At 70.4% G+C, this 20292-nt stretch carries 24 protein-coding genes; 13 read left to right on the plus strand and 11 right to left on the minus strand.

What is annotated here, in order from left to right; all coding sequences use genetic code 11:
• Positions 1-149: 149 nt before the first annotated feature.
• From Q4V64_RS17850 to Q4V64_RS17865, 4 genes are all read right to left on the minus strand, one after another.
• Entirely contained in the window at positions 150-728 is a 579-nt protein-coding gene (locus Q4V64_RS17850; protein ID WP_124442136.1) for a hypothetical protein, read from the minus strand.
• 88 nt (positions 729-816) lie between these two features.
• On the minus strand, positions 817-1428 hold the full coding sequence (locus Q4V64_RS17855) for a hypothetical protein (protein ID WP_124442135.1): 612 nt from the start codon (positions 1426-1428) through the stop codon (positions 817-819).
• A gap of 63 nt (positions 1429-1491) precedes the next feature.
• Positions 1492-2487: a sporulation-delaying protein SdpB family protein gene (locus Q4V64_RS17860; RefSeq protein WP_301184550.1), complete on the minus strand. Its 996-nt coding sequence runs from the start codon at positions 2485-2487 to the stop codon at positions 1492-1494.
• A complete protein-coding gene (locus Q4V64_RS17865; RefSeq protein WP_172629356.1) occupies positions 2487-3044 on the minus strand; it encodes an SdpA family antimicrobial peptide system protein in 558 nt (185 codons plus the stop codon). The genes Q4V64_RS17860 and Q4V64_RS17865 overlap by 1 nt, the downstream gene beginning before the upstream one ends.
• 456 nt (positions 3045-3500) lie before the next feature.
• On the opposite strand from Q4V64_RS17865, the gene Q4V64_RS17870 reads away from it, so the two are divergent.
• Together Q4V64_RS17870 and Q4V64_RS17875 are read left to right on the plus strand one after the other, a co-directional pair.
• Complete coding sequence (locus Q4V64_RS17870; RefSeq protein ID WP_253267150.1) at positions 3501-3851, plus strand: hypothetical protein; 351 nt, start codon at positions 3501-3503, stop codon at positions 3849-3851.
• A 254-nt stretch (positions 3852-4105) separates the two neighbouring features.
• Positions 4106-4252, plus strand: a complete 147-nt coding sequence (locus tag Q4V64_RS17875) for a hypothetical protein (protein WP_172629355.1) — start codon at positions 4106-4108, stop codon at positions 4250-4252.
• Positions 4253-4365: 113 nt separating this feature from the next.
• Here Q4V64_RS17875 and Q4V64_RS17880 read toward each other — a convergent pair whose 3' ends face one another.
• Positions 4366-5181, minus strand: coding sequence for a class I SAM-dependent methyltransferase (locus Q4V64_RS17880; protein ID WP_124442132.1), 816 nt, complete (start codon positions 5179-5181; stop codon positions 4366-4368).
• Positions 5182-5235: 54 nt separating this feature from the next.
• Between Q4V64_RS17880 and Q4V64_RS17885 the strand changes: the two genes are divergently transcribed.
• The 7 genes from Q4V64_RS17885 to Q4V64_RS17915 all read left to right on the plus strand — a co-directional run bounded on the left by Q4V64_RS17885 (position 5236) and on the right by Q4V64_RS17915 (position 9684).
• Complete coding sequence (locus Q4V64_RS17885) at positions 5236-5955, plus strand: GntR family transcriptional regulator (protein ID WP_124442199.1); 720 nt, start codon at positions 5236-5238, stop codon at positions 5953-5955.
• Between the two features lie 168 nt (positions 5956-6123).
• Entirely contained in the window at positions 6124-6660 is a 537-nt protein-coding gene (locus tag Q4V64_RS17890; RefSeq protein ID WP_124442131.1) for a hypothetical protein, read from the plus strand.
• Positions 6657-7031, plus strand: a complete 375-nt coding sequence (locus Q4V64_RS17895; protein ID WP_124442130.1) for a DUF6415 family natural product biosynthesis protein — start codon at positions 6657-6659, stop codon at positions 7029-7031. Before Q4V64_RS17890 ends, Q4V64_RS17895 begins: the two co-directional genes overlap by 4 nt.
• A complete protein-coding gene (locus Q4V64_RS17900; RefSeq protein ID WP_124442129.1) occupies positions 7028-7216 on the plus strand; it encodes a hypothetical protein in 189 nt (62 codons plus the stop codon). Before Q4V64_RS17895 ends, Q4V64_RS17900 begins: the two co-directional genes overlap by 4 nt.
• 248 nt (positions 7217-7464) lie before the next feature.
• A complete protein-coding gene (locus Q4V64_RS17905) occupies positions 7465-7593 on the plus strand; it encodes a hypothetical protein (RefSeq protein WP_301184551.1) in 129 nt (42 codons plus the stop codon).
• Positions 7594-7619: 26 nt separating this feature from the next.
• A complete protein-coding gene (locus tag Q4V64_RS17910) occupies positions 7620-8537 on the plus strand; it encodes a radical SAM protein (RefSeq protein WP_124442128.1) in 918 nt (305 codons plus the stop codon).
• Positions 8538-8550: 13 nt separating this feature from the next.
• Positions 8551-9684, plus strand: a complete 1134-nt coding sequence (locus tag Q4V64_RS17915) for a protein-L-isoaspartate(D-aspartate) O-methyltransferase (RefSeq protein WP_124442127.1) — start codon at positions 8551-8553, stop codon at positions 9682-9684.
• 107 nt (positions 9685-9791) lie between these two features.
• On the opposite strand, the gene mmsA is transcribed toward Q4V64_RS17915, so the two are convergent.
• Genes mmsA through iolC form a run of 5 tightly spaced genes read right to left on the minus strand, consistent with a single transcriptional unit; the run spans position 9792 to position 15876 of the window.
• A complete protein-coding gene (mmsA, locus tag Q4V64_RS17920; RefSeq protein WP_124442126.1) occupies positions 9792-11294 on the minus strand; it encodes a CoA-acylating methylmalonate-semialdehyde dehydrogenase in 1503 nt (500 codons plus the stop codon).
• A gap of 14 nt (positions 11295-11308) precedes the next feature.
• Positions 11309-13219: a 3D-(3,5/4)-trihydroxycyclohexane-1,2-dione acylhydrolase (decyclizing) gene (iolD, locus tag Q4V64_RS17925; RefSeq protein ID WP_124442125.1), complete on the minus strand. Its 1911-nt coding sequence runs from the start codon at positions 13217-13219 to the stop codon at positions 11309-11311.
• Entirely contained in the window at positions 13216-14040 is an 825-nt protein-coding gene (iolB, locus tag Q4V64_RS17930; protein ID WP_124442124.1) for a 5-deoxy-glucuronate isomerase, read from the minus strand. The genes iolD and iolB overlap by 4 nt, the downstream gene beginning before the upstream one ends.
• 7 nt (positions 14041-14047) lie before the next feature.
• Positions 14048-14929 (minus strand): deoxyribose-phosphate aldolase, encoded by an 882-nt coding sequence (locus Q4V64_RS17935; protein WP_124442123.1) that lies wholly within the window; start codon positions 14927-14929, stop codon positions 14048-14050.
• The gene (iolC, locus tag Q4V64_RS17940; RefSeq protein WP_124442122.1) at positions 14926-15876 is read right to left on the minus strand and encodes a 5-dehydro-2-deoxygluconokinase; all 951 of its coding nucleotides are present in this window, start codon (positions 15874-15876) and stop codon (positions 14926-14928) included. The genes Q4V64_RS17935 and iolC overlap by 4 nt, the downstream gene beginning before the upstream one ends.
• Before the next feature lie 125 nt (positions 15877-16001).
• Here iolC and Q4V64_RS17945 point away from each other — a divergent pair, with 125 nt between their 5' ends.
• The 4 genes from Q4V64_RS17945 (at position 16002) to Q4V64_RS17960 (ending at position 19244) form a co-directional block, all read left to right on the plus strand.
• Positions 16002-16928: a sugar phosphate isomerase/epimerase gene (locus Q4V64_RS17945; RefSeq protein ID WP_124442121.1), complete on the plus strand. Its 927-nt coding sequence runs from the start codon at positions 16002-16004 to the stop codon at positions 16926-16928.
• 145 nt (positions 16929-17073) lie between these two features.
• Positions 17074-18012 carry a helix-turn-helix domain-containing protein gene (locus Q4V64_RS17950; RefSeq protein WP_124442120.1) on the plus strand — a complete coding sequence of 313 codons (939 nt, stop codon included), beginning with the start codon at positions 17074-17076 and terminating at the stop codon, positions 18010-18012.
• A 415-nt stretch (positions 18013-18427) separates the two neighbouring features.
• Positions 18428-18628, plus strand: coding sequence for a MerR family transcriptional regulator (locus Q4V64_RS17955; RefSeq protein WP_124442119.1), 201 nt, complete (start codon positions 18428-18430; stop codon positions 18626-18628).
• Positions 18629-18680: 52 nt separating this feature from the next.
• Entirely contained in the window at positions 18681-19244 is a 564-nt protein-coding gene (locus tag Q4V64_RS17960) for a GNAT family protein (RefSeq protein WP_303710489.1), read from the plus strand.
• On the opposite strand, the gene Q4V64_RS17965 is transcribed toward Q4V64_RS17960, so the two are convergent.
• Positions 19225-20268 (minus strand): zinc-dependent alcohol dehydrogenase family protein, encoded by a 1044-nt coding sequence (locus Q4V64_RS17965; protein ID WP_124442117.1) that lies wholly within the window; start codon positions 20266-20268, stop codon positions 19225-19227. The genes Q4V64_RS17960 and Q4V64_RS17965 overlap by 20 nt on opposite strands.
• Positions 20269-20292 lie beyond the last annotated feature (24 nt).

Genomic DNA, 20292 nt, shown 5'->3' on the forward strand with positions numbered 1-20292 from the left:
CTGCTCACCACGGTGGAAGTACGCGACGGTGAACGCCTTTTTCCCGTCGTGGATCTGCGAGGCGAGGATGCCGCCGATACTTCCGCATCGGCGCCTTGTACAGGTGTGCGAACGCGGCGTGCTCGAACAGGCTGGAGTACCGTCGGTCGTCAGCGGCCGCGGGTGGGGACTGTCGACCGGATGACGTCGTGGGTGAGCGTGTCGAGGTCCAGGGCGGTCCTTTCCTCGGCGTGGGCCCGCCAGATCCGTACCTGCACCACCAGGACCCGGATCACGACAAGGAAGGCGAACAGGCCCTCGGGGTCCGCGTCGTTCAACTCCGCGCCGCGCACGTCGGGCAGCAGAACGTCCGCGAGATGGTGGCCGGTCGTGGTGATCGCCTGTTTGGTGCGGACGTGGGAGCCGCTGGCGACGGCCGCGTGCAGGTCCCGGATGGTGCCGGGGTGGGCCTTTTCCAGCCGGTTCATCACTCTGTTCTCTTCGGCGGTGATCTGTGGGGTGGCGGCGGGGAGCCCGGGGAAGTGGCGGGCGAGGGCGTCGCCCACGGGGCCGTGTCCGAAGAAGACGCCGCGGAAGACGGTGCGCGCGTCGTGGACGGTGGAGTGCTGTTGGTGGGTGGCGGTGGGCGTCCTGTGTTCGGTGGCGGCGGTGGGGGCCGCCGCGTACAGGCCACCCGCCGCAAGCGCGGTGCACAGTGTCCACGCGACGAACTTGATCCTTCGGTTCACGGTGCTTGCCGTCCCTTCGGTTTCCGAAGTTCTGCAGTTCTGGTTCTGCAGTTCTGGTTCTGCGGTTCTGGGGTTGAGGTTTCCGGGTTCAGCGGGGCGCCGTGTGTCGGACCAGGTCGTGGACCAAGTCGTCGATCCGCAGGACGCGGTCGGTATCGCGGGCCGTGTAGTAGTCCTGGATCTCCCACAGCTGCATCGCGACGTAGCCCCACTGGATCATGACCACCGCCAGATAGAGCGCGAGGCACTTCCCCGACGGGTCACCGGTGTCGACTTGGAGGCCGTGGGCCCGGAGGGTGTCCACGAGGGTGCGGCTGGTACGGGTGATCGCCTGTTTGGTGCGGACGTGGGAGCCGCTGGCGACGGCCGCGTGGAAGTCGCGGATGGTGCCGGGGTGGGCCTCTTCCAGCCGGTTCATCACTCTGTTCTCTTCGGCGGTGATCTGTGGGGTGGCGGCGGGGAGCCCGGGGAAGTGGCGGGCGAGGGCGTCGCCCACGGGGCCGTGTCCGAAGAAGACGCCGCGGAAGACGGTGCGCGCGTCGTGGACGGTGGAGTGCTGTTGGTGGGTGGCGGTGGGCGTCCTGTGCTCGGTGGCGGCGGTGGGGGCCGCCGCGTACAGGCCACCCGCCGCAAGCGCGGTGCACAGTGTCCACGCGACCACCCGGGTCCTGGTGCTCGGCGCCTTGGTGTTTTTCGCCATGTCTGTGGATTCCTTCGTACGGTTCGGACGCACATGTCTTCACGCGCGCGTGCGAGGTGGGTGCTAGTGAGGGGCGGGATCCTTCTTCTGCGCTGGTACGGCTTTCTGCGCCAGTAGGGCAGGCCCCGCCGTTCCCCGCAGAAACCAGCCACGCGGCTCGGCCCAATGCGGCCGGGAGAAGGAATGGTCGGCCCGGCGGAGGAAGATGATGTCCAGGGCAATCATCGCGAGCGCGAAGGAAACAAGGCCCAGCGTCACCGCGATGCCGACGTGGAAGAGAACGGCGCCCCACAGAAATAGCCGCCACCGGCGTGCGGGGAGGACGAGCGCGACGGCCAGCGCGATCTCGCCCAGCGGGACCGCCCATGTGAGCAGAGCAACACCGGTTCCGCTGTGAGTGACGGGATCGACGAGGAACCGCTGCCACGCGGGCGCCCCCATGACGGGATCGGCGAGCCAGTAATACATGGCCGTGCCGTCCGCCCATTCGGCGACCCCGAATTTCGCCACACCGGCGTGGAAATACACCGCCGCCGCCTGAAAACGAATCACGGACAGGGCGATCCAGCCGAAGAAACCACCGAGAAGCGCCCCCTCTCCGGTGCTTTCCCTGGCCGGTACCGGCGCACCCCAGTGCGTTTTCCTTCCGTCGCAGAGGCCTACCGGAATCAGCAGCAGGGTCAGTACGGCGGCGATCTGGTCGCCGCCATCCACCACCGAGGCGGAGATGTTCAGGCTGAAGGCGACATACCAGTGGGGGATCACCGTCCAGCGTGGGAAGACGCCGACCATCACCGTGAGCAGGACGGCGAGGGAGAGCCACCTTCCGGGTACCGGACCGGCCATGCAGTAGACGGACACGGCCGTGAACCCGTCGCACTGGGGCGGTGGAGCCATTCCGCTGCCGGCGGTGAAGAGGGTGTCCGTCGGGTTCAGCGCCAGCGTGAGGAACGTGCCCGTCGCCAGCAGGCTGCGCGCCACGCCGTAGACGTTGGTGAACGGTGACGTGCGCAGAGTGTGCGTCACCCATGCTCCGAGTCGTGCCAGGGGATCGCGCATCAGCACGTCACCCGTGCCCGGAGGACCTGTACGGGCATCTGCTCGTCCACGCCGTGCCGTGCCCAGCTCCAGGGCAGCGGCTCCTGCCGGGTGAAGGCGACCGCACCGCACACGGCTGGCGTACGGCTCCCGTTGCTCACCCGGACGGGCGAGGGCGCGTCCCGCGTGGCGGAGGCGCAGCGCCCCACCATGTCGGGCAGGGATGCGGCGGCGTCACGGACTTCGCAGTCGCTCCAGCGCGCGCCCTTTTCCAGGGCACGGGTGAGGAGGACCCCCATCTCCATGTTTCGGGCGCGCTGTTCCCTCCGTGCCCCGAACCATTCCCCGGCCGATCCCTGATGGGCGGACCGCTGCCGCCATTCGCCGGCGGTCGTCCCCGGCTGCCACAGCAGGACATCCTTTTCGCGAGGAGAGCGCGTAAAGAACGCCCAGCCCTGCGGGAGCAGTGAACGGAGGACTTTCTCGTTCTGTCCCGGAAGCCCGAGCGCGTTCGTCGGAAGCGACGAGTCGACCGCGTAAAGGGCGATCATCCCGTAAAGGCAGACGATCGCCGCCACCGCGGTTCCACGACGCCGAAATAAAGTCGCGGACGGTAGTTTCTGGGCAGGCATGATTCTTCTTTCTCACTTGGACGTCGTCAAGTACTCAGGAAAACGGCCGAGTCAGAAAATGGTATGCCCACCGACCGGCGTGGAGATTCGCCCGTTCGAGTTACCCGGTAGTGCGTGGAAAAAGGTCTTCTACCGGCGCGCGCGCCGGTAGAAGGAAGGCCTGCAGGACCTTGAACTCGGAGAAATCTTCGATCTGTCGGGCTGCACCCGCACACGGCCGTGGTCGACATCACCGGGGACCTGCCGGAGGGGGCCGCTCGCGACCACCCTCGCCGGAACCGGGCTGATCGTCACTGCGGACAAGACCGAGGACGGCGGCGCCGTGAGCCGCGTCGAGCCCGACGCGGCCCGGTTCATGCGTACCAGCTGTGGGAGCAGGTGAAGCGGGCCGACGGTGAGCACGTGAGCACGAGCCGGTATCCGCTGCTTTACGTGCCGGACTCGTGGGAGGTGATGTCGATGCTCGAACTCCTCGTGCCCGGCATCGACCACCGTATGGCGGTCGACGGCGACGAACGAACCGTGTGGATGCTGCACCCTGACGGCTCCTGGGCCCGCGCCACCGCGGCCGGGTTCCTCGACTCGCCGACGGTGCACCAGGGCGGCCCCCGCCGCCTGTGGGATGAGCTGGAGCGGATCCGTCACCGGCTCAACCGCGAGGGCGGATTGCCGGTGTACGGGGCGCGGGTCCGGATCACCCCGGACGGCACCCTCACCCTCTCGCGTGGAGGGCGGTCGGTGATCGTGGACTGACCGCCGAGAACCGTTCCCCGGAGTGAAGTCGCCCGTCACGCGGACGACTTCACTCGCCGCTTCGCCGACCGTCAGTGGTTGCGCGGGAAGCCCAGGTCCACGCCGGAGGGGGCGTCGGCCGGGTCCGGCCAGCGGGTGGTGACGACCTTGCCGCGGGTGCAGAAGTGCGTGCCGTCGTTCCGGGAAGGCAATCGCCCTCGCCACCTACCGCAGTCACCCACGGGTCGGCGCCCCGGTGGGCCCGATCTGCCAGGATGCTCGAGTGCAGCGACCGTACGGACGCCGACGTCCGCCAGCTGCGCGCCGACATGGAGACGGAGATTGACGAGCTGCGCTCTGAGCTGAAGAAGGGCCGCTGGCCGCTCGCGCAGATCGCGCCCTGGTCGGCGTGGGTGGACTGATCGCCGCCGTCATCGCACTGTTCGTCACCTGATCCGACCCACCATCTACGGATCGTCCATTGAGTCCCTCCGCCCGCCTTGCGCGGGCGGCGGGGGCTTTGCCATGTTCGGATTCAGGCTGGCCGACGGCCGACGGCGAGCAGATGAGAGCTCGCCGCGAGCAACTCCGGGTAGGGCTCGGCCATGCGCGCCGCGGTCAGGGCGGACTCGAAGAGGGGTGTGTCGCGGAAGTCGCCGCCGGTGTTCCGCTCGGTCGCCGCGAGCATGGACCAGGCCGGTCCCTCGACGCCATACACCTCCGCGTCGTCGAATCCGGCCGCGGCCACCTCGTCGCGCAGCTGCTCGCCGCTGTGGAAGTACGCGACGGTGAACGCCTTTTTCCCGTCGTGGATCTGCGAGGCGAGGATGCCGCCGATGCTCTTCTGCATCGGCGCCTTGTACAGGTGTGCGAACGCAGCGTGCTCGAACAGGCTGGAGTACCGGTTGATGCCGGCCGCCGCCAGGAGACCCCCTGGCCGCAGCACGCGGTAGGCCTCGGCCAGGGCCTGGCCGCGGTCCGCGCGTTCCGGCAGGTGGTAGAGCGGACCGAGCAGGAGGACCACATCAAAGGAGGCGTCGGCGGCTGTGAGCTTGCGTGCTTCGCCGAGTTCCACGGTGGCCCCGGCGGCCTTGGCCTGATCGATGTGGCGGGGGATCGGGTCGACGAGGTGCACGCTGTAGCCGTCCTCGACGAGCCACCGAGCATGGGCGCCTGGACCACCGCCGACATCGATGACCCGCGCGGGCGGGGCTGGGAGGTGACGGCGCAGCAGTTCCTGCGTGCGTACCATCTCCAGACGTCCATCGGCTGTGGTGGCCAGGCGATCCGCCTCGTCGATGGTCTCGGTGTAGAACCTCACGATCTCCGGCGCTACCTCAGGGCTCGTCATGCGGGCATTGTGGTAGCTCACCGGTGGACCAGTCCAGTGATCGGATCAAGCGCCATGCCGCTGCTGAAGTACGAGCAGATCGCCGAGGATCTGCGCACAAGGATCGCAAATGGCGAGTTCGGGCCCGGTGACCTGCTGCCCTCCGGCCGTGACCTGGCCGAACAGTGGGATGTGTCGCGTGCCACCGTCGTGAAGGCATACGACGTGTTGCGCAATGACGGCCTGGTGGTGGCCCGGCAGGGTTCTGGATTCACCGTCGCCGAGACGCCAGTCGCCCGGCCCGCCGGCGGACGACGCGCGGGCTCCACCCGCGTGTCTGGCGGAGCTCCCTACCGGCGTCTCGGCGTCCCGGACCGTACGGTCCCGCCGCCGCACGTCGCCGAGGCGCTGGGGCTGAAGCCGAGGGAGGAGGCGCTGCGCAGGATCCGGCTGGTACTACTGGACGACGGATCGCCCCTCAGCCTGGTCACCGCATGGTTCCCGCCTGCCATCGCAGACGCCGCACCGCGCCTGGCTGCCAGCGGGCCGATCGCCGAGGGCACGACGCACTACGTACGCCGCCAGACGGGGCGCTCGCCTGCCGAGGGCGTGGACATCACGACAGTGCGGCTGGCCACTGAAGACGAAGCACGGCTGCTGGAAGTGGAAACGCCGACGGCGGTGGCCGTCGTGCTGCACGTGGCGCTTGACCAGAGCCGCCAACCCCTCGTGTGCGAAGAGGGCGTCACTGCGTCGCACGTCTTCGAGCAGGTCGACAACTACCCGATGGGGTAGGGAAACTGCAGCTTCACTTGACTGGACCGGTCCACCGGTCCAGTCTCTTTTGTAGCGCCATACAGGCCAGTTGCTGCGGGCGTGCCATGCCTGGCGGCAGACCAGACGAACCCCGGCGACCGCTGTCACGGTCCCGGGGCGCGGCCAACCTGAGAGAGCAGGTCGACAGTGAGAAACGCTACAGTCCCCGCAGGTCCCCCCACATCCCCACCCTTCCCGTCGCCCGGCGGACCGGTTGAGAGGTGGCTGGCCTCGGCTCACCCATCACCGGAGACCGTACGAAACGAGTGGATCAGCGCCGGGAAGCTCGCGCTGATCCCGCTGGGGAAGACCTTCGACGCGGTCCGCATCCCCGAGCCTGTCGTGTACAGCGCCGCCCAGAGCAACGAACCGTCCACCGTGGGCCCGTGGCTCGCTCGGCATCTGCACGGTCCGGTCATCCACGACCCGGGCTTCCGTCGTTACTACGCCCTCGTACCGCCCGGCACAGCCCCGGCTTGGGCGGCGCGGAGCACAGAGTGCCTGAGCGACGGCACCTACCTGGGCGTTCCACGCACCGACCGCACGGAACTGGACGAGCACACGCAGGCCTCGTACTGGTCGGTGCCGATGGCCCGGCCGGGGGACCTGTGCCGGACCGCCGACGTACTGGAACTGGTGCTCCTCGGCCACGTCCTGGCCGACGACGAGGACGATGAGTCATGACGGGGCCCGCGACGAACGCGCTGCCGCTGGACATCACGACCATGCGCGCCGAGGCAGAGCGGCTGCTGACGCGTGGCGCCGAGCCGCTCTCCGATGAAGGGCTGGAGACGATGAGGCTCCAGTTGCGGGGGCACATCCAGTTACTTATCCCCGAGGTCGAGCAGTCGGTCTCCGGGCTCCCAAGGGGAGACCGCCGACGCGAGCACGCACTGACGTGCGCCGGAGAGGCCCGGATGCGGCTCCGACTGGGGCCGGGGAACACCCTGGCCGTCCGCTACTCGGTGCTCCATCGGCTCGCCCGCTCCGTCCGCGACCTGTGCGACTGCTACGAGAAGCCGGGCGGCTGCCTGCCCGGCGAGGATGAGTCGTGACGGCGCCCGTGGCGGAGGCCCCGCCGCGGTCGGCGGAATGCACGCTCGCCCAGCGGCCCGGGTACAAGGGCCTGCACCGCGACTGCCGCCAGACGAAGGACATCCCGCTGCCCCACGCGTCCGGCATCCTGCTCCAGCGCCGCTGCGGCTGCACCTGCCACCCATGGGCCAGGCGCGCATCGTGAGGGCGATCACTGGCCTCCTGCTGTATGTGGCGGCCGTGACGGTACCTGTCCTCGCGCTGGTGCTGGCGCGGACTCCGTCCTGACGCACCCCCACGGCGACCGCAGGGTCAGGGTCGCACCACACACGCCCGTCCCGTCGGAGGCCCCGGAAGGACCCCGGCGGGACGGGTCAAGCTCCGGCCGTCCGCTCCCCCCGTGGCGGGGCGGCCGGAGCCAACTACGAAAGTGCGAGCCGCGCAGGAGTGCCGGTGATCTGGCTCGGCCCGGTGCAATGGGACGGGCAACACGCCCCGTTCTACGCGTGCGAGCCGTGCCTCAACCGCCTCAAGAAGCAGGCGCTCGCCTACCTCATTGACCGGCAGCCGGCCATCGCCTGACGTACATCACACCAAGGAGGACACGGATGACAATCGCTCCCGAGACACCCGCAACACCCTTACCCCTGACGTTCCTTGAGCTGGAGATCACCGGCCGCTGTCAGCTCACGTGCGCGTCGCACTGCTACGCCCAGGCCGGGCCGACGAAGGACCATGGCACCATGACCGCCGAGGACTGGCGGCGCGTCATCGACGAGGCCGCTGAGCTCGGCGTGAAAACGGTGCAGTTCATCGGCGGCGAGCCGACATTGCACCCGGAGTTCACGGAGCTCGTCGAGCACGCCCTGAGCGTCGGCCTGCGGGTCCAGGTGTTCAGCAACCTGTACCGGGTGCGCGCGGAGCACTGGGAGCTGTTCTCTCACCCGCGCTTGACCCTGGGCACGTCGTACTACTCCGACGACCCCGACGAGCACGACCAGATCACCGGCCGGAAGGGCTCCCACGACTCCACCCGCGCCAACATCATCGAGGCCGTACGCCGCGGCATTCACGTGAAGGTCGGCATCATCCACATGCGCGAGGGGCAGCGCTCCGAGGAGGCCCGCGCCGAGATGGCAACGTTGGGGGTAGCCCGGGTGCACGTCGACCGCGTGCGCGGCGTCGGCAACGCCGCGACGACACAGATCCCATCCACATCCCAGCTGTGCGGGCGGTGCGCGGACGGGAAAGCCGCGATCCTGCCCGACGGGAAGGTTGCCCCCTGCGTGCTGGGCCGGTTCCTGCCCGCCGGTGACGTCAAGTCCGGGTCGCTGGCGGAGGTGTTCGCCGCGCCGCAGTGGGCGCAGGTCGCCGCCAGCATCCCGCGGGTCCGCCGTCGCGGATGCACGCCGGACGAAGACTCCTGCATGCCCTCGCCCGGCAAGGCCCACAGCTGCAACCCTGATCAGGACGGCTCCGACTGTTCCCCCGCCGAGACCCCGGCCTGTGAGCCGGCGTACGACTAGGAGGCGCACCCGGATGGATTGGGAGACGCACGCGCGGCGCCTGGCGGCCGACGTGGTCCGGCCTGAGTCGCGCTGGTACGAGCCGCTCGCCACCACGCCGCGGCACGTGTTCGTGCCCCGCTGGTGGGCGCGCGACGATCAGGGGTGGGAGCTGCGCGACGGCCTGACCGATCCCGAAGCGTGGATGCAAACGGCCTACGCGGATCGGACGCTCGTGACCCGTATCGGCTCCGCGCACGCCGACCACGCTGACCCTGGCGCCACGATCGCGATGGGGAAACCCACGTCATCGTCGACGCTGCCGGGCCTGGTGGTGACCATGTATCGGCACGCGATGATCGCCGACGATTCCCGAGTGTTGGTGACGACCGGCACCGGCTACGGCACCGCGCTGCTCTGCCGGCGACTCGGCGACGAGCGGCTGACGAGCGTGGACATAGACCCGCACCTGGTCAAGGTCGCGGGTGAACGGCTCGACTCCATCGGGCTGCACCCGCACACGGCCGTGGTCGACATCACCGGGGACCTGCCGGGGGCGTACGACCGGATCGTGTCCACGGTGTCCGTACGGCCCGTGCCGGCCTCGTGGCTGGCCGCCCTGCGGCCTGGCGGACGGCTCGTGACCACCCTCGCCGGAACCGGGCTGATCGTCACCGCGGACAAGACCGAGGACGGCGGCGCCGTGGGCCGCGTCGAGCCCGACGCGGCCGGGTTCATGCGCACCCGCCACGGCGACGACTACGAGCGACCAACGGATGAGCTGTGGGAGCGGGTGAAGCGGGCTGACGGTGAGCACGCGAGCACGAGCCGGTATCCGCTGCTTTACGTGCCGGACTCGTGGGAGGTGATGTCGATGCTCGAACTCCTCGTGCCCGGCATCGACCACCGTATGGCGGTCGACGGCGACGAACGAACCGTGTGGATGCTGCACCCTGACGGCTCCTGGGCCCGCGCCACCGCGGCCGGGTTCCTCGACTCGCCGACGGTGCACCAGGGCGGCCCCCGCCGCCTGTGGGATGAGCTGGAGCGGATCCGTCACCGGCTCAACCGCGAGGGCGGATTGCCGGTGTACGGGGCGCGGGTCCGGATCACCCCGGACGGCACTCTCACCCTCAGGCGCGGAGGCTGGTCGGTGACCGTGGACTGACCGCCGAGACTCCCCAGGTGCACCAGGGCGGCCCCCGCCGCCAAGCCGTCCCACGGAGTGAAATCGCCCGTGGCGCGGACGACTTCACTCGCCGGGTTGGCCGACCGTCAGTGGTTGCGCGGGAAGCCCAGGTCCACGCCGGAGGGGGCGTCGGCCGGGTCCGGCCAGCGCGTGGTGACGACCTTGCCGCGGGTGTAGAAGTGCGTGCCGTCGTTGCCGTAGATGTGGTGGTCGCCGAAGAGGGAGTCCTTCCAGCCGCCGAAGCTGTGGTAGCCGACGGGGACCGGGATCGGGACGTTCACGCCGACCATGCCGGCCTCGATCTCCAGCTGGAAGCGGCGGGCCGCGCCGCCGTCCCGGGTGAAGATCGCGGTGCCGTTGCCGAAGGGCGAGCTGTTGATGAGGGCCACGCCCTCGTCGTACGTGTCGACGCGCAGCACGCACAGCACCGGGCCGAAGATCTCGTCCTGGTATGCCTTCGCCGACGTGGGCACCTTGTCGAGGAGCGAGATGCCGATCCAGTGGCCGTCCTCGAAGCCCTCGACCGTGTAGCCGGTGCCGTCGAGCACGACCTCCGCGCCCTCGGCCGCCGCGCCCTCCACGTACGAGGCCACCTTGTCGCGGTGGACGGCAGTGATCAGCGGGCCCATCTCGGACGTCGGGTCGTTGCCGGGGCCGATCTTGATCTTCTCCGCGCGCTCGCGGATCTTCTCCACCAACTCGTCGCCGATCGCGCCGACCGCGACCACGGCGGAGATCGCCATGCAGCGCTCGCCCGCCGAGCCGTAGGCGGCGGACACAGCGGCGTCCGCGGCCGCGTCCAGGTCGGCGTCCGGCAGGACCAGCATGTGGTTCTTGGCGCCGCCGAGGGCCTGGACGCGCTTGTGGTTCGCGGAGGCCGTGGTGTGGATGTAGCGGGCGATCGGGGTCGAGCCGACGAAGGAGACGGCCTTGACGTCCGGGTGCTCCAGGAGGCGGTCGACGGCCACCTTGTCGCCGTGTACGACGTTGAACACGCCGTCGGGCAGACCGGCCTCCGCAAGGAGTTCGGCGATCTTGAGAGACGCGGACGGGTCCTTCTCCGACGGCTTCAGCACGAACGTGTTGCCGCACGCGATGGCCATCGGGAACATCCACATCGGGACCATCGCCGGGAAGTTGAACGGCGTGATGCCGGCGACGACGCCGAGCGGCTGGCGGAGGGACGACACGTCCACGCGGGTGGCGACCTGCGTCGACAGCTCACCCTTCAGCTGCACGCTGATGCCGCAGGCCAGGTCGACGATCTCCAGGCCGCGGGCGACCTCGCCGAGGGCGTCGCTGTGCACCTTGCCGTGCTCGGCGGTGATCAGCTCGGCGATGGCGTCACGGTTGGCGTCGAGCAGGGCGCGGAAGCGGAAGAGGATCTCCGTGCGCTTGGCGAGCGAGGACTGGCCCCAGGTGGCGAACGCGTCCTTGGCGGCGGCGACCGCGGCGTCGACCTCGTCGACGGTGGCGAACGGGACCTTCGTGGTGACCGCGCCGGTCGCCGGGTCGGTGACCGGCCCGTACGTGCCCGACGCGCCTTCGACGGTCTTGCCGCCGATCCAGTGGTTGACGATCTTCGTCATGACCGAGTGCTCCTTCACAGATGGCGGCGTCGGGTAGAGACGTGCCGTTCGTACAGCTCACGGGCCTTGACCGCGGACGCGCGGGTCGCGGTTTCGGCCACAGGTACATCCCACCAGGCTTGCGCCGGAGGCGCGCCCGACACTGTGTCTGCGGTTTCGGTCTCCACGTAGACACATGTGGGAGTGTCCGCGGCCCGCGCCTCGGCGAGGGCGGCGCGGAGGTCTCGTACGGTCTTCGCGCGCAGCACGCGCATACCGAGGCTGGCCGCGTTCGCGGCGAGGTCGACGGGGAGCGGGGCGCCCGAGAACGTCCCGTCGTCGAGGCGGTGGCGATAGGCGGTGCCGAAGCGCTCGGCGCCGGTCTCCTCCGACAGGCCGCCGATGGAGGCGTAGCCGTGGTTCTGCACGAGCAGGATCTTGATCGCGATCCCCTCCTGCACGGCCGTGACGATCTCCGTCGGCATCATCAGATAGGTGCCGTCGCCGACCAGCGCCCAGACGTTGCGCTCGGGAGCGGCCATCTTCACGCCGATCGCGGCCGGGATCTCGTAGCCCATGCAGGAGTAGCCGTACTCCAGGTGGTACTGGTCCCGGGAGCGCGCCCGCCACATCTTGTGCAGGTCGCCGGGGAGCGAACCGGCCGCGTTGATGATCACATCGGACTCGTCGACGAGGGCGTCCAGGGCGCCGAGGACCTGCGGCTGCGTCGGCCGTACGTCCGGCTCCTCGGCCTCGTAGCAGGCCTCGACGCGCTGCTCCCAGCGCTCCTTGTCGAGGCTGTACTCGGCGACGTACGCGTCCGTGACCCGGTGCGCGTGCATTCCCAGGGACTGGGTCAGCTCCGCCAGGGTGTTGCGGGCGTCCGCGACCAGCGGCAGTCCGGCGAGCTTGTGGCTGTCGTACGGGGCGGTGTTGAGGTTGAGGAAGCGGACGCCGTCGCCCGTGAACAGCGTGCCGGAGGCGGTGGTGAAGTCGGTGTACCGCGTGCCGACGCCGATCACCAGGTCGGCCTGGCGGGCGAGTTCGTTGGCGGTGGCCGTGCCGGTGTGGCCGACGCCGCCGACGTCCTGGGGGTGGTCGTGGCGCAGGGAGCCCTTGCCGGCCTGGGTGGAGGCGACCGGGATGCCGGTGGCCCCGGCGAACTCGGCGAGGGCTTCCTCGGCGCGGCTGTGGTGGACGCCGCCGCCGGCGATGAGCAGCGGGCGGTGGGCGGCCCGGATCGCCCGGACCGCATCGGCGAGTTCGGTCGGGTCGGCGCCCGGGCGTCGTACGACCCAGGTGCGCTCGGCGAAGAACTCCTCCGGCCAGTCGTACGCCTCGGCCTGCACGTCCTGCGGGAGGGCGAGGGTCACCGCGCCCGTCTCCACCGGGTCGGTGAGCACCCGCATGGCTTGCAGGGCCGCCGGGATCAGGGCCTGAGGGCGCATGATCCGGTCGAAGTACCTCGACACCGGGCGCAGGCTGTCGTTGACGGACACATCGCCCGCGTAGGGCACTTCGAGCTGCTGGAGGACCGGGTCGGCGACGCGGGTGGCGAAGATGTCGCCCGGGAGGAGCAGGACCGGGAGGTGGTTGACGGTCGCGAGGGCGGCGCCGGTGACCAGGTTGGTGGCGCCCGGGCCGATGGAGGTCGTCACCGCGTGGGTGGACAGCCGGTTGGACTGGCGGGCGTACCCGACGGCCGCGTGCACCATGGACTGCTCGTTGCGGCCCTGGTGGTACGGCATGTCGTCGGCGTACTCGAGCAGCGCCTGGCCGAGCCCGGCGACGTTCCCGTGGCCGAAGATGCCCCAGGTCGCGCCGATCAGCCGCTGCCGTACCCCGTCCCGCTCCGAGTACTGGGCGGACAGGAAGCGGACGAGCGCCTGCGCGACCGTGAGCCTCGTCGTCGAGGTCGTCGAGGTCGTCGAGGTCGTCGGAGTCATCTGTACCCCCCTGTGCTTTCAACGTGGGCCGGGTGGAAGCAGATCCGCCACTCCCGAGTCTCACCCGGTCCCGCCATGACGTTCAGGTAGTACATGTCGTGGCCGGGCTGGGCGATCGACGGGCCGTGCCATCCGTCGGGGACGAGGACGGCGTCGCCGGATCGGACCTCCGCGAGGACGTCCGATCCGCCCTCACGCGAAGGGGATACGCGCTGATAGCCGAACCCGTTCGGGCCGTCGATCTCGAAGTAGTAGATCTCCTCCAGCTCCGCTTCCTCGCCCGGCCGGTGCTCGTCGTGCTTGTGCGGCGGGTACGAGGACCAGTTGCCGCCGGGCGTGATCACCTCGACCGCGATCAGCTTGTCGCAGTCGAAGGCGTCGGCCGAGGCGAAGTTGCGGACGTGGCGCGTGCAGGTGCCGCTGCCGCGCTCTTCCACGGGGACCTCCGGCGCGGGGCCGTAGCGGGCGGGGAGTCGTCGCTCGCACTTCGCTCCTGCCAAAGCAAAGCGGCCTCCCGCGCCGGAGGCGATCTGTGCCCGGGCGTCACGGGGCACGTACGCGAAGTCGGTGACTCCGCTGAACACGCTGTCCCGGCCCGAGAGTTGGAACTCTTCACCCTCTGCTTGCACGGTACATCCGCCTTGCAGCGGCAGCACGATCCACTCACTGTCCCCGGTGGTGAACGTGTGTGTGCCGCCCGGCTCCAGTTCGACGATCCGCAGGCTGCTGTGGATCCAGCCGGCCCGCTTGGGGTCGATGTCGACGGAGTACTGGGCGCCCGTCGTGGCGCCCTTCGCGACGTAGAGGTCGTTGCTCGTCATGCGGCCCTCACAGCAGTCCTACGGCGGTGTCCACGGCGGCGGCCACGTCGCCGTCCGCCGGGTACAGCAGCGAACGGCCGACCACCAGGCCCTGGACGGTGGGCAGTTGCAGGGCGCCGCGCCACTTCTCGTACGCGCCGTCCTGGTCGTCGCCGACCTCGCCGCCGAGGAGGACGGCGGGCAGCGTGGAGGTCGCCATGACCTCGGCCATGTCGTCGGGGTTCTCGGTGACCGGCACCTTCAGCCAGGTGTAGGCCGAAGTACCGCCCAGGCCGGAGGCGATGGCGATCGACTTGGTGACGGCCTCGGCGGAGAGGTCGTTGCGGAGCTTTCCCTCGGGGGAACGGCGGCTGATGAACGGCTCGACGAATATGGGCAGTCGGCGGGCGGCCATGTCGTCGATGGCGCGGGCCGTGGACTCCAGGGTGGTGAGGGAGCCCGGGTCGTCGTAGTCGATCCGCAGCAGCAGCTTGCCCGCGTCGAAGCCGAGGCGCTCGATGTCCTCGGGGCGGTGGCCGGTGAAGCGGTCGTCGAGCTCGAAGCTGGCGCCCTGGAGGCCGCCGCGGTTCATCGAGCCCATGACGACCTTGCCGTCGAGAGCGCCGAGCAGGAGCAGGTCGTCGAGGATGTCGGCGGTGGCGAGGACGCCGTCCACGCCGGGGCGGGACAGGGCCAGGCAGAGGCGTTCGAGCAGGTCGGCACGGTTGGCCATGGCGAACTTGCGGTCGCCGACACCGAGGGCGCCGCGGGCCGGGTGGTCGGCCGCGACGATCATCAGGCGACCGTCGTCGTTGAGCAGCGGCCGGCGCGTGCGGCGGGCGGCGGCCTCCGCGACGGCCTCGGGCCGGTGGGTACGGGTGCGGACGAGTTCCGCGATGTCGACGGTCACCGTACGGCCCCTGCCGCGAGCGCCGCTTCGACTTCGTCCGGGGTCGGCATCGCGGAGGAGCACTCCAGGCGGGAGGCGACGATGGCGCCGGCCGCGTTGGCGTGCCGCATGATCTTCTCCAGGTCCCAGCCTTCGAGCAGGCCGTGGCAGAGGGATCCGCCGAAGGCGTCGCCGGCGCCGAGGCCGTTGAGGACGTTCACCGGGAGCGGGGGGACTTCGGCCGACTCGCCCTTGTCGTTGACGGCGAGGACGCCCTTGGGGCCCTGCTTGACGACGGCGAGTTCGACGCCGGCGTCCAGGAGCGCGCGGGCGGCGGCGTGCGGCTCGCGCACCCCGGTGGCGACCTCCACCTCGTCGAGATTGCCGACGGCGACCGTGGTGTGCTTCAGGGCCTCGGTGTAGAAGGGGCGGGCCGAGGCGGGGTCCTTCCAGAACATCGGGCGCCAGTCGAGGTCGAAGACCGTGGTGCCGGCCTTGGCCCGGTGGGCCAGGGCGGCGAGGGTCGCCGTACGGCTGGGCTCCTCGCTCAGGCCGGTGCCGGTCACCCAGAAGATGCGGGCCTCGCGGAGTGCGTCCAGGTCGAGCTCGTGGGCGTCGATCTCCAGGTCGGGCGCCTTGGGCTGCCGGTAGAAGTACAGCGGGAAGTCGTCCGGCGGGAAGACCTCGCAGAAGGTGACCGGGGTCGGCAGTCCGGCGACCGGGGTGACCCAGCGGTCGTCGACGCCGAAGTCGCGCAGGGCCTCGTGGAGGTACTCGCCGAACGGGTCGTCGCCGGTGCGCGTGATCACCGCGGTGCGCCGTCCCAGACGGGCCGCTGCGACCGCCACGTTCGTGGCCGATCCGCCGAGGAACTTGCCGAAGGACGACACCTGTGGCAAGGGGACGCCCGTCTGCAGCGGATAGAGGTCCACTCCGATCCGCCCCATGGTGATCACGTCGTACGCCATCGAGTTCCCTTCGTATCGGCTCTCCACGGCTTTCTAGCCCCGCACAGGGAGTCCTGTCAATGCTTTGTCCAGACATTCGGACCAGGCCTTGACAGCCTCGCCCGGGGAACCGCACGCTGGCGGCCATGACGTCGTTGTCACCTCAGCCCTCAGTTTCCGGTCTCTCGCGTATCCGTGTCGGATCGGCACCCGATTCCTGGGGCGTCTGGTTCCCGGACGATCCTCAGCAGGTCCCGTGGCAGCGCTTCCTCGACGAGGTCGCCTCCTCCGGCTACGAGTGGATCGAGCTGGGGCCGTACGGATACCTGCCGACCGATCCCGCCCTCCTCGCCGAGGAGACCACGCGACGTGGCCTGAAAGTGTCGGCGGGCACCGTCTTCACGGGCCTGCACCACGGCGAGGCGGTCTGGGAGAAGACCTGGGCGCACGTCGCGGACAACGCGGCCCTGGCCCAGGCGATGGGCGCGTCCCACCTGGTGGTCATCCCGTCCTTCTGGCGCGACGACAAGACCGGTGACGTCCTCGAACCGGACACGCTCACGCCCGAACAGTGGCGGAACCTCACCTCCCTGACCGAGCGCCTGGGCAAGGAGGTGCGGGAGCGCTACGGCCTCCAGATCGTCGTCCACCCGCACGCCGACACCCACATCGACAGCGAGGACAACGTCGTCCGCTTCCTCGACGGGACGGACTCGGCGGTGGTGTCGCTGTGCCTGGACACCGGGCACTACGCCTACTGCGGCGGCGACAGCGTCAAGCTCATCGAGACCTACGGCGAGCGGATCGGGTACCTGCACCTCAAGCAGGTCGACCCGGAGATCCTGGCCGATGTGCGGGCCAACGAGGTCCCGTTCGGGCCGGCGGTCGCCCGCGGTGTGATGTGCGAGCCGCCCGCCGGGGTGCCGGCGCTGGGGCCGGTACTGGATGCGGCGCAGAAGCTGGACGTCGACCTGTTCGCGATCGTCGAGCAGGACATGTACCCGTGCGAGCCGGACACTCCGTTGCCGATCGCCCAGCGGACGCGGGCGTTTTTGAGGTCGTGCGGGGCGTAGCCCTCCGGGGGTGGGACGGGGCGCCTATTGGGGTGCGGGGTTCCGTTTTTGGGCGAGTGCGGGTTGTCTGTGGCTTGTCGCGCCCACGCGGCGGAGCCGCATATTGACACTGGCCCGCGCCCCTAGGGCGTTGCAGCATGGGTGGATGACAGGTGCTGTGGGTGTCCGGTCGGGGCACGGTCCCTGGGGCTCGTGGGAGACCGCCCTTGCGTTGCCCCATCCGCGGCTGCGGCCCGGCGTGTTGAGCTACCGCGGGGTCCGGCTGGCGATGGACCGGCCCCGCCGCCGGCTGGAGGTGCCCATCGGGGCGGCGACCCTGTTGCTGGGCTTCGACCAGCCCGTACGCATCTCGCGCGCCGGCCGGCCCACGGCCACCCTCGTGTCGGTCTACTCCGGGCCCACGACCACACCCGCCGTTGGCGAACACGCGGGACGGCTGTCCGGCATCGAGGTACTGCTCACGCCCTGGGCCGCGTTCAGCCTCTTCGGCACCCCGCAGTACGAACTCGCCGACCGCACCGTCGATCCCGACCAGCTGCCGCACGCCCTGGCCACGCGCCGGGCGGGCGACCGGCGGCGCAGCATCCGCGAACTGTCCGCCGCGCTGGCCTCCCTGCCGACGTGGGAGGACCGTTTCGGGCTGCTCGACGACGTGTTCGCACGCTGGTGGGAGGTCGGCACGCCGAGTTCGGCCCGGGTGGTGCGGGCCTGGTCGGAGCTGGTGCGCACGGGCGGCGCGATGCCGGTACGACGGCTCGCCGACGAGGTCGGCTGGAGCGTACGGCACCTGGAGAACCGCTTCCGCGAACAGATCGGGCTCGGTCCGAAGGCCGCGGCGCGTGTACTGCGGCTGCAACGGGCCCGGCGGCTGCTGGCGGCGGGGCGGGGACAGGCGGAGACGGCCGCGGTCTGCGGCTTCTACGACCAGGCGCATCTCAGCGGTGAGTTCAAGGCGATGACGGGATGCACGCCGCGGGAGTTCGTGGTGGCCCGGCAGGGACCGGTCGAGTCCGGGGCACCGGCCGGCGACCGGATGACCGGGGAGGCGACGAGCCTCGTCCTCGCGCCGCCCGGACGGACGTAGAACGTGTTGCAACCCAGTGCGGTTTTCTCCAAGACCGGCGGGGTGTGCCGAAGGCACGCTGTGCCTCCGGCCGGCTGATCGGGGGACGCACCCGGGGGGATGCAGCGGGCGGTTGCACGGGGGATGCGGGGAAGCCGACGGGTCGGGCCCGGCGCAGCGGGTCCGGCCCGTCTTGCTGTGCCCTTTTGCTGGTGGCGAGCGCCGGCCTTTTGTGCCGCTCGTGTCACAAACGCCCTGTTCGTGTCACGCATGTCGCGTGTCTGCGGGTCTTGCGTCACACCCGGCGCACAAGCCCTGCCCCACCCCCGCTCCACGTCGTTCACCGGGCACAGGCTCTGTGATCGCCAGCGCAGTACCCGGCTCCCCCGCCGGCCGCTCCGGCCGCCGCCGCGGTACGCGCGGGGAGGTGTAACTGATGACCGACCGAAGGCTCTGGTCCTACAAGGAGATCGCGGCGCACATCCGGGTTCAGCCGGACACCGTGCGCTCCTACCGCAAGCACGGACTGCTGCCACCGCCCGACCACGTCGAGGCCGGCAAACCCTTCTGGTACGCGGAGACCGTCCGGGCATGGGCGGCGTCCCGCCCCGGAAACCGCGGCCGAAGAGCAGATTGACCTCCCGGAAAACGGCCTGTGCCCCACCTGTCGTGTGGGGCACAGTGGTCCCATGAGCTTCTCCGTCAAACCCACGCTCACCGGCGACAGGACCGTGCTCCGGCCGTTCACCGAGGCCGACGCCGAGACCATGTGGGAGATCATCGGCGACCCCGAGGTCGTGCGGTTCACCGGGGAGCCGTCCACCGAGCTCACTCCGGGACGACTGCGGACCTGGTACGGCTCCCGCAACGACCGGCCCGACCGGCTCGATCTCGCCGTCACCGACCGCGCCACCGGCGAACTCGTCGGCGAGGTCGTCCTGTACGAATGGGATCCGGACGCCCGCAGCTGCACCTTTCGCACGCTCATCGGGCCGCGCGGCCGCGGCCGGGGTCTCGGCACCGAGGCCACCCGCCTCATCGTCGGCCACGGCTTCGAGCAACTCGGTCTGCACCGGATCCAGTTGGACGCATACGGCCACAACCACCGTGCCCTGCGCGTCTACGAGAAGGTCGGGTTCGTGGTCGAAGGGGTCCGCCGGGAGGCCGAGTTGAGGGAGGGCATCTGGGTCGATGAGGTGATCATGGCCATCCTCGACCGCGAGTGGGCCGCCCTCACCTCCACGGTTCGATGACCGTCACCCCCGCCCCCGGCGCCGTCCCCATCGCCGCCAGGGCGGCCGGGACCGCCTCCAGCGAGATCGTGGACGTGACCAGCAGGTCGGGCCGCAGCACATCCGTCCGGACCAGCTCCAGCATCGGCGGATAGGTGTGGGCGGCCATGCCGTGGCTGCCCAGGAGTTCGAGTTCCAGGGCAATCATGCGGGCCATGGGGACCGGTGTCGTGCCGGTCGGTGAGGGCAGCAGGCCGACCTGGACGTGCCGGCCGCGGCGGCGCAGGCCGTCCACGGAGGCGGCGCAGGTGGCGGGTGAGCCGAGGGCGTCGAGGGAGAGGTGGGCACCGCCGCCCGTCAGGTCCCGGATCGCCTCCGCCGTGTTCGGCGTGCGGGAGGCGTCCACGCATTCCACGGCGCCGAACTTCCGCGCCAGGTCCAGGGCCCCCGGGGACACGTCGACGGCGACCACCCGCGCTCCCGACGCCGCCGCGATCATCACCGCGGACAGGCCGACGCCCCCGCAGCCGTGCACGGCGACCCACTCCCCCGCCGCCAACCGGCCCTGCTGGACCACCGCGCGGAACGCCGTGGCGAACCGGCAGCCGAGCGAGGCCGCCGTTGCGAAGGACATCTCCTCCGGTACGGCGACGAGGTTCACGTCGGCGTGGTCCAGCGCCACGTACTGGGCGAAGGAGCCCCAGTGGGTGAAGCCGGGCTGGGTCTGCCGCTCGCACACCTGCTGGTCGCCCGCCACGCAGGCCGGGCAGATGCCGCAGGCGCAGACGAAGGGCACGGTGACCCGGTCTCCGGGGCGCCACCCGGTCACCCGGGCGCCCACCGCCTCGACGACTCCGGCGAGTTCGTGCCCCGGCACGTGCGGCAGCGTGATGTCCGGGTCGTGGCCCTGCCATCCGTGCCAGTCGCTGCGGCACAGCCCCGTGGCCTCGACGCGCACCACGACCCCGTGGTCCGCGGGCTCCGGGTCCGCCACGTCCCGCACTTCGGCCGGCTCCCCGTACCGCTCGAACACGACAGCCCGCATGAGTCTCCCCCTCTTTTTTGGCTC

This window comes from Streptomyces sp. NL15-2K, assembly GCF_030551255.1.
GTDB lineage: Bacteria > Actinomycetota > Actinomycetes > Streptomycetales > Streptomycetaceae > Streptomyces.